General features: G+C 44.4%; 3 protein-coding genes. All 3 read left to right on the forward strand.

The window, feature by feature from the left end:
- Nucleotides 1-1,337: 1,337 nt before the first annotated feature.
- The 3 genes from DC20_RS20400 to DC20_RS20425 all read left to right on the forward strand — a co-directional run bounded on the left by DC20_RS20400 (nt 1,338) and on the right by DC20_RS20425 (nt 9,905).
- On the forward strand, nt 1,338-7,487 hold the full coding sequence (locus DC20_RS20400; protein WP_169788213.1) for a S8 family serine peptidase: 6,150 nt from the start codon (nt 1,338-1,340) through the stop codon (nt 7,485-7,487).
- 1,564 nt (nt 7,488-9,051) lie between these two features.
- Nucleotides 9,052-9,282, forward strand: a complete 231-nt coding sequence (locus DC20_RS22980) for a hypothetical protein (protein WP_157593308.1) — start codon at nt 9,052-9,054, stop codon at nt 9,280-9,282.
- A gap of 338 nt (nt 9,283-9,620) precedes the next feature.
- Nucleotides 9,621-9,905, forward strand: coding sequence for a heavy metal-binding domain-containing protein (locus DC20_RS20425; protein WP_062545545.1), 285 nt, complete (start codon nt 9,621-9,623; stop codon nt 9,903-9,905).
- Nucleotides 9,906-9,936: the final 31 nt, after the last annotated feature.

Below are 9,936 nucleotides of genomic sequence, written 5' to 3' on the forward strand. Positions count from 1 at the left end.
TTCAGGCTTGTTTTCAGAAAACAGGCCTGAAACAGAAACGGCTACTTCTCCCCCTCACCCATTTCTTAAGTTGCCTCCAAAGTAGACGAGGTTTCAATTGCTGTGCTAGATAGTTTTTCTCTTAATTCTTGCGGAAGGGACATCCTCTTTTTAAGGTTTCCACTAACGTTCTTCTTTGCCGAAGTGGTGGTAGTGATTGCTGGTGCCGCCTTGTACTAAAGAAAGGATACGTGTAGATGAAACCGCTTATCCAGCCTACCCAAAAACAATTTAGCCTCAGGATTATCTTCCAATATTGCTGATGTAGATTAATCGTTCTGCCTCAATTATGGCAATGCATTGTTGGCAAAACTCTTCTCACTTCAATCATAAGTGTCAGAAGCTGTAAGAAAATGACATCATCCCTATTTAAGGAAGCGAAAAAAAGTAAGGAAACTATATAGCCATTAACTAAATAAATAAACCCGAAAGACTATTTCCTTCCCATAGCATCTGACTAATCCTCAATTAAAGTCAGGTTTTGGAGCAACAATGGGCAATTCAATTTACTCCATCTTATGTTGGTGACTTTACCTTAATCAGTAACCCTGGTTTCGGAGTGCAGCTTTTATTCTATTGAATCCCTGTCTGGAAACTCAGGCTCTAAAGTTTTCCTACTTTCTCAGTTGTTCTATGATTCTCAAAATATGGCTTTAAAGCTTATTTCTTCCCGCCTACCCTGAAGTTTCCTATAAAAAACAAATAGCATTTGAGATAGCCGCATGTTCAGCCATTTTTTTGGATAACATGCAAAAAACAACTTTTTACTTTCAGAAATCCTTCTCAACTTCACGAAATAATATAAAAATGCAACTCAAATTTAAGTTGACAACGTCATTCTGATATATAATATGAATAAACCTTTACTACTGCTCCTTCTATTATTAATTGTAAGCCAGGCAAAGGCACAAACTTCGGTTTTTCAGAGCTATAACGAACATTCCAAATTAAGAACTGGTGGAATACATAAAACCGACAAGCTACTACAAAATAAAAATAATTCAATTTATTCTTTACAAGTTAAAACCGAAAATCCTACAAATAATCAAACCCAAGATATTTCTGAATTCCCAGAGTATTGGCCGAATAGGCTATATGTTAAGTTAAAAGATGGGCAGAAAGTAAAACTGCAAACTTTTGAAAATAAGACTAGGCGTCCCAAAGCCATTTCTAATGACAAGCTTAATAAGGCAATAGTACGCTATCAGGCTTCTTCGGTAGTACAGTTACCTAAACTTAAGAAAGGGTCTTCAATCAAAAATTCTGCTTATCAGGTAGTACTGGATAACACTGCACAGGTGCAGACCTTGATACAGGAGTTAAGGGCTTTGCCTGAAGTAGAATACGTAGAACGAGTTCCCTTGTATGTAACCTTTCGGTCCCCGAACGACCTGGAATTTATTAAAAACAATCAATACGCCCTGCAAAGAACTAAGGCAGTAGATGCATTTAGCGTACATACCGGAACTGCTAGAACACTGCTTGCCATTGTGGATGATGCCGTATTAATATCGCACCCAGACCTTGCCGGCAATGTTGACGTGGCAAGAAGTTACGATGTTGCGGATAACGATTCTGACCCTAGCCCCCCTTCATCAGGACCTAACAAAGCTGGGCCTTCAAACTTTTCGCATGGAACGCATTGTGCTGGTATTGCCGGTGCGGTAACAGATAATGGAACAGGCGTTGCCGCCATAAGTAACAACAAGGTAAGCATTATGGGTATTAAATGTACCCGTGATAATGCTCCCACTTCCCGCGTGATCGAGTATTCCCTAGACGGTATTGTGTATGCTATAAACCAGGGGGCTAGAGTGATCAGTATGTCCTTTGGAGGCAGTGGTTATAGCAAGACTATGCAAAACCTTATCAACGAAGCCACAGCAAATGGCGTTGTGTTTGTAGCCGCTGCCGGAAATGATAACAGCGAGAATAAAATCTATCCGGCTGCTTACACAAACGTAATTGCAGTTGCAAGTTCAGATGCTAATGACCTGAAAAGCAATTTCTCCAACTACGGAACCTGGATTGATATTTCGGCTCCCGGAACCGGCATTTTAAGTACCGTAACAGACTCAGATGGCGCAAGCGGGTCTTACAACTTTTTCAGCGGCACATCAATGGCCTGCCCAATGGTTGCAAGTCAGATCGCCCTTATGTTGTCTGAAAACCCTGATTTAACGCCTCAGGGTGTAGTCCAGATTTTGAAAGCAACTGCAGATCCTATTGATGAAGTACCCAACCAGTCTCCTTCTTTGGCCGGGAAACTGGGAAGTGGTCGTATTAATGCATTAAGAGCTATACAGGCAATCAGAGATATAAAAGGAACTGTGGTGGCTCCCTCTGCCATCACAAACCTGCAGATAGTCAGGGCAGGGCAAACGGAAATAGAAATTGAATGGACAGCACCTGATGCCGGAGGACAGGCTGCTTCTTTGTATGAAATCAGGTATTCTAAAGAACCGATTACAGCTGCAAATTTTGAAACAAGCCTCATATCAAGGCAAAATATATTTCCGGATCAGCCTGGACGTACGCAAAAGCTTGTCCTAAAGGAGTTGGTTCCAAATACCACATATTATGTGGCTATTATTTCTAAATCGCTATACGGGGATTCTTCTCCTCTTTCTAACGTAGTTAGTTTGGCCACGCTCCCTTCGCCTATAATACAAGTAAACCCAACGTTTTATAACCTTACTCTTGACCGAGCAAACAGCAGTACTATCTCCAAGAATTTTACCGTTACAAACCTAGGTACCGCGCAGCTGAATTATGCTGCAGCTCTCATGCCAGTTGCTGGTAGTAATATATCTGCTTATGACAAGCAACAGTTAACAGCTGAAAACGCTGTAGGTCTTGGTGGCGAGGGTTTTATTACAGCTACCAAATTCACCGCCGGGGGGCTTGGGTTTCTTCTTACACACGTTCAGAATCTGCTGAACAGCAGAACCTCTACGGGAAATCTTCCAATAGAAGTACGAATCCTGAAAGGAGGAACAAATCCTTCAAAAGCGACGCTGGTTGCTTCTGAAACATTTAATAGATCAGTTCCGGCTGGTGGCAGGTTCTTCACTTTCCCGCTGCTTGCTCCGCAGCGCTTTGCTCCTGGCGAAGTATTCTGGATTGTCTTTGTTTTACCAAATGGTCTGGATTATCCGCAGGGCTTTGATAGTGTAGGTTCAATACCAGGCACCTTCTTCCTGAGCACAAACAACGGAAGCACCTATGAAGATGCGCAGACCTTGGCAAACTTTCTGACCAATGCTGCCTTTAAGGTACGCGCAGTGAATGCTGACTGGATAAACCTTAATCCACAGTCTGGCAGCCTACAGGTGGCACAGGCAACAGATGTTAATTTAGGATTTAATGTTACTGATGTGCCAGACGGTGTTTACCAGATGAATATTTCCTTTGCGAGCAACGATCCGGTGAACCCAGTATTAGACAGGCCTGTATCACTGAAAGTAACAGGTGGTAAGGCTAAGTTTTCTACTGAACCGGAGGAAGTAAACTTTGGCACCCTTTTTATAGGTGGCAGCCATACGGTACGCTTTGTTTTGACTAATACTGGTACAGCTAATTTAATCGTGAAAGCTGAAAGCGTAAACCTGGATGGCTTTGCAGCCGAAGATTTCACCGTAGACAGAGAATCTACGATTACTCTTGCTCCTGGTACAAAACGTGAGATACCAGTTAAGTTTAGTCCTTCAAAAACGGGTACACTGAACGGCAACATGCTGATGAGCACTAATGATCCCGCTTTTGGCAATGTAACTATTCCGTTGATAGCTAATGTGGTACAGCCACCCGTTGCGGCTGTATCCCCATCCGTCCTTAATTTTGAAATGGACACGAATGGTCCTGCTACTGCATCTGACATCATAAAAATTGAAAATAAAGGTGAAGCTGATCTTAGCTATACAGTGCAGGCGCTGCTAGATCCTATTTCCAGGATCAGCTATGATGCAGATAGAAGCGCTGATAATCATTTGGGCTTTGGATCACAGAATCCTAACATCTATACAGCGCTTCGGTTTGATGTGACAGATGCCTCCTTCAACCTGACGCATATTCAGAACTATCTCCGTACGGAGGTTGCAGCTAACAGAAATGTTACCATGAGAATCTTCAAAGGTGGCAACTCCCCTACTTCAGGAACCTTGCTATTAGAGCAGAGTTTTGAGATTGCCACTGCAAATGGATCCCTAACCACTATTCCATTACAGCAATCACAGCAATTCAAGCAAGGAGAGGTTTTTTGGGTAGTGTTCTTTTACCAGAACATAGGCCAGCCGCAGGGATACCATATTAACACGCCTAACGCAGGCCGTAACTTCTACAGTGCCAATGGTACAAACTGGACTCCTTTAGAAAATGCCGGCGGTATCCTCACTACCAGCACGTTTGTGATCAAAGCACTTGAAATGCCCAATTGGCTTACAGTTGCACCGGAGATCGGCCAGCTTTCTGCGCGTAATAGCCTGCAACATGCTGTTACTGTTACTACTGCCGGTCTGCAGAAAGGCCGCTACAAAGGAAGGATTCAGGTACTGTCTAATGACCCGAATCAGAAGTCTGCCATTGTAGAAGTAAACCTGCAGCTGGAAGATTCGCCATTAGCAGACTTTACTTCCAATTTAACTGAGGTTATTCCAGGAGAAGAGGTGACATTTATCAACTCCTCACAAAATGCGGATGCTTATGAATGGGAATTTGAGGGTGCTGAACCAGCTTCTTCCACACAAACCTCCCCTACTGCAGTTTACAATACTCCTGGTAAATACAAAGTATCTCTAAAGGCCAAAAATACCCGTACCGGAAGAACGTCTGAAGCGCTGGTAAAAGAACAATACATTACTGTTCAGAATACCCTGTGCCATGACCTGAATGCTCCTTTCAAAGGCACCGAATCATTAGCAATTAGTAGTGAAGGGTACCTGACCGGCAACAACAAGCAAGGAGATAAAGCCATCGCAAACCACTATGAGGTTAATCGAAAGGAGGCTTACGTAACAGGTGTAAAAGTAAAATTTGGCGCTGCTGTTGCCACTAATCCAGAAGCTGCTGTAACAGTAGCTATCTGGAGTACAGTTAGCAGCAACGGTACTCCACAAAATATCCTCGCTTCAAAACAAGTAAGAATCATAGACATTGCCGCAGATCTCTCTACCGGACGCATAACCAATGTAGTATTTGATGCACCTGTAAAACTTGAAGGGGGCTTCTTTGCAGGCGTTATCCTTAACAATGAGCCCGGGAATTTTGTTGCCATAGTACACAATGCAAACAATGACACTACTCCTGGTATCATCTGGACGCAGGACAGCAGCAATAACTGGAAGCCTTTAGGAGCTGCATGGCCAGATATGGCAAATAGTGCTCTCTTTGTGCAGCCCTCGGTAACACAAACCTTGATGCCACTTGTAGCCAACTTTACCATAGGGGCAGAGAAAGTTTGTGTGGGCCAGCAGGTACAATTTGATGCCGCTGCTACCATTGGTGCCCTACGCTACGAATGGGTTCTGGAAGGCGCTGCCACTACCACCTCTTCAGAGATAAGCCCCAAGGTTGCTTATACCAAAGCAGGAACCTACAAGGTAATTTTAAAAGCCTATGATGATTGCAGTGGTGTCTATACAGTAACAAAAGAGATCAGCATAGAAGCCCTGCCCGATGCTTCTATAGCGGCATCTGGTTCAACTACACTTTGCGAGGGCGATAAAGTGACCTTATCGGCGGTTGCTGGTGAAGGCTTTACTTACCTCTGGTCTACAGGCGCCACCACCCGCACCATAGAAGTTGGCGCAGGTGGCAGTTACAGGGTAACTGTGACCAATGCAAGTGGCTGTACAGCTACATCAGAAGTTGTACAGGTGATCGTTAATCCGCTACCAATTGCTCTTATAACGGCAGATGGTGCAACCATCTTCTGCGAGGGAGAAAAGGTAACACTAAGTGCTCCAGCTGCCGAAGGGAATGCTTTCTTATGGTCTAACGGTGCAACAACCCGTTCAATAGAGGTAAATACTGCCGGTAACTACACCGTTACAGTAACTAACGCCAACGGCTGTGCCGTTACTTCAGAAGCAACTACAGTTAAGGTAAACACCTTACCAGTAGCCACCATTGCTGTAAACGGAGCCACTACTTTCTGCCAGGGCAACAGTGTAGTATTGATAGCATCAGAAGGCAGTAACTACCTTTGGTCTAACGGTGCTACTAGCCGCTCAATTGAGGTACGCACTGCTGGAGACTATACGGTAACTGTTACAAATGCTGCAGGGTGTCAGGTTACTTCTGCGCCTTTAAAGGTGCAGGTAAATGACCTGCCGGTGGCTACTATCAGCGCCAGCGGTACTACTAGGTTCTGTGCTGGTGAAAGCGTGACGCTTACTGCAACAGAAGGCAGCAGCTATCGTTGGTCCACCGGGGCTACTACCCGCCAGATTGTTGTAAGAGCCAGTGATGATTACTCAGTAACTGTATTTAATGCATTGGGGTGTTCAGCAATCTCTGACCCAGTTAAATTAATTGTTCATCCTTTACCAATACCTACTATAAGAATAACTGGCTCTACAACACTTTGCCAAGGTCAACGCGTGACCTTAGTTGCTCCGGAAGGAAGCGGGTACCAGTACCGTTGGAGCAATGGAGATACCACCAGATCTATTGAGGTAGGTGATGCCGGTAATTACTCTATAACAGTGACAAATGAGAATGGCTGTGCCGCTACCTCCAATGCAGTGGAAGTAAATGTAAACGCCTTACCGGAGGCCAGAATAATTGCCAGCGGTGCGACTACATTCTGCCAGGGAAGCAGCGTAGTGTTAACAGCTTCTGAAGGCACAGCTTACCATTGGTCAAATGGGGCCACTACACGCTCCATAACCGTTTCCGAAAGTGGTAAGTATACGGTAAGTGTTACGAACAGCAACGGTTGTACTGCAATTTCTGAAGAAGAAAGAACAGTTATGAACCCGCTACCAGACAGGCCTTCCATAGAACGAGATGACATTATACTTTCCTCAAGTGCAACGGCAGGCAATCAATGGTTCCGTAACAACAAGGCTATCCAAGGAGCAACAGGCATGAACTATGAACCAACAGAATCAGGTACGTACCATGTGCAGGAAACCAGCCTTACCGGTTGCATTTCAGAAAAGTCACAGGAAGTGTATGTTACAGAAAATGATCTTATTACTGATCTGCAAGTTTATCCTAATCCGAGTACTGGTAAATTCACCCTTTCTTTCACCGGGTTAAGGCCTGACAACGTAAACATTCGTGTCGTTGATATGGTTGGTAAAGTTGTGTTTGAGGGTAGAAAAGAGGTGCTGGAAAGCCGAGAGTTCCAGCTTGATTTTTCAAGAAAAGCTGTTGGTGTTTACATGCTACAGATTCATCACAATGGCAGAAACTATAGCCGGAAACTTGTTGTGCAACATTAAACAGCAAGCTGTGACTTAAATAAACAACAAGAGGCTGCCTGAATAGGCAACCTCTTGTTGTTTATTTAAGTGATTAATTCTAATAAATTGAGCAGGGTTAATTCAAAACGTATCCTTTTGGAAACAATTTTTCCGCTTTTTTAAATAGGTGAAGGAGTAGCCGATGCAAACTTGGTACTCGGCACCCAATTCTATCATCAGCATTAACACAATCTTAAAATTCTTTCCGCTCACCCGCACCAGTGCGATCTACTCCCCCGTCCCGTTAGAGCCACTTTCAATGGAGTAGGGTGTTTTTCCTGTAAAGCACACCCCATGTTTAGGCTTTCCAGTTCACCAAAACACCACAGAACGACATGCTCATTCCCAATTAGCCCCTTGAAGCCGTGGAAGGTTCTCAGAAAACCTACATAGTCAATGGGGAGCATCAACCTAAGCTTTGTTTCAAGGTTTTGGTAGAGAGTTCTAAAAGTTAGCCCCGCTTTATAGCGCCGCTCACTAAAAATATGGTTCCAATGTATGGCATGAAGTATTTTGATGTAGAGGCTAAAGAGGGAGACTTTAAAGAAGATGGCTTTATAATAATGCGCTTTTCAGGTTGCTACTGCCCTTTTTCGTACAACGATTTACCGAGTATATCCTTGGCGGGCTTGAACCATTTGTAATGGCCGAACACTCTCTTCCTGACAGTGAACATAAGGACATTAGTCGATAAAAGGAAGCCTACGGAAAACCAGGATAACAGCACGATAAGATCGCGGTCTGGCTCACTGGCTGGAGCGAATGCACATCTTTAGCCGTGCTGTAAACGCCAAGGGTAAGCCACAACATGCCTGCGAGGTAGGCAACCCGTTAAACCTCCAAAGCTGATACAGAAGGAAAAAGGATCCAGCCAGGGAAAGTATGTTCTTTGAGTCGAACCCATTTGAAATATCAAATGCCCCAAGGACTTCCATTAGGAAGATCAGTACCCATGCCCAGCACACCAATTTGTGCAAGATACGGTCTCTTCTTCTTATATCAGGGGGTGGACTGGAAGCCAGCACCCTTCTAAGGTTCTCGTCTTCGGCTTCAGTGAAAAGCTCAGAATATACTTCGGATTTGCTCATACCCGACTTAAGCCTTTGGGACACCTCAGCCCTTGTAGCAGTTGCACTCTTATTTTCCGTTTATTTTTTAGTGCCAAGTTTATCAAAAAAACTCAACTAACGATATAATCATTTTAAAATATTATAATTATAAAATATATTAGGCACAATGCAATTATGTAATCTTAGACCAAAATTGTATAACAACATATTGCGAACCTATCTATACATTTGCTAAGTAAAGTTTTATCTCTAAGGCAACTCTGGATAAATGTTGACGTTTTGACCTAAAACAAAGTATAGCTCTCCTAATGAAAGCATTGCATAAACTAGTACACCTCAGCTTAATAGTTGCCATCTCAATGGCTTCTATGGGCTTCCGTGTGGCGGTATCGCAATGCTCCGGCGAAAAAAGCAGTTCCATAGGCTTTTTCGCAGAACCAAGCTGTTGCTGCAAGAAGGCTTCAAAAAAGCCGATGAAATCCTGCAATGACCTGTCCTGTGTGATGCAGCGTGGATCAGCGACCCAAACAAACCTTAATTCCCCTACCCAGCAGGTCGCTAAGGTCGCGCAGGAGCCAGTCACCTATCCGGACTTTTCTGAACGCATCAGGCCTTCCCTGTTAGAAGCGGTTCCCCATTTCACCTTGCCGCCACCTGTTCCCGGCAGGCTCATTGGCATTCTACATCAAACTTTCCTTATATAGTACCCCTTCTTTGTCTAGAACTCCAGCGATTCCTGTCGGCTGATGCCATTCCTAGACTGTAAATTCCCTTCAAGCCTATTGTTGGATCAAGCCAGGCCTTCTTTGGCCCTATTTGCTTGCACCCAAGCCCCAACCTGACTTTTCGCTCTTTCTGAAGCCGACAGTACAGCCTTGGCAAGATCCGGAGTTTACGCCCCACAAATACATCATTAGGCTGTTTTCCCGCAGCCCTACAGAAATTCCTTACCATTAATAGAATCCTTTAGCCTTTTTGGGCTTCAGGGTCAACTCTTACGTGAAGAGATACAACTTTTTACCAATCTATATCTTTCAATTTCATGAAAATTTTAAAAGTAAACCTTGCTATGGCCTTTTTTGGCCTAACCCTATTCTCCGCCTGCAACAGTTCAGACACAGAACAGAAAGCCGTCGAGGGAACTTCTACGGAAGCCCAGGTAGCCGGCGTGACCTACACCTGCCCAATGCACCCGGAGGTAGTCAGTGACAAGCCCGGCAAATGCCCTGAGTGCGGCATGTTCCTGGAAGAGGTGAAGCCCGGCCAGAAGCTTGATTCCGCCGCGGCTGCCCAACAGCACCAGCATGTAGAGGGCGAACAGCACTAACCATTCCATTCATTCCTCCCGGCGAAGATCG

It is taken from the genome of Rufibacter tibetensis, assembly GCF_001310085.1.
GTDB classification, from domain to species: Bacteria; Bacteroidota; Bacteroidia; order Cytophagales; family Hymenobacteraceae; genus Nibribacter; species Nibribacter tibetensis.

Excerpts from the sequence above, each read along its gene's own strand:
- DC20_RS22980 (WP_157593308.1), top strand. The coding sequence starts at position 9,052 with ATGAAATCCTGCAATGACCTGTCCTGTGTGATGCAGCGTGGATCAGCG.
- DC20_RS20425 (WP_062545545.1), top strand. The coding sequence starts at position 9,621 with ATGAAAATTTTAAAAGTAAACCTTGCTATGGCCTTTTTTGGCCTAACC.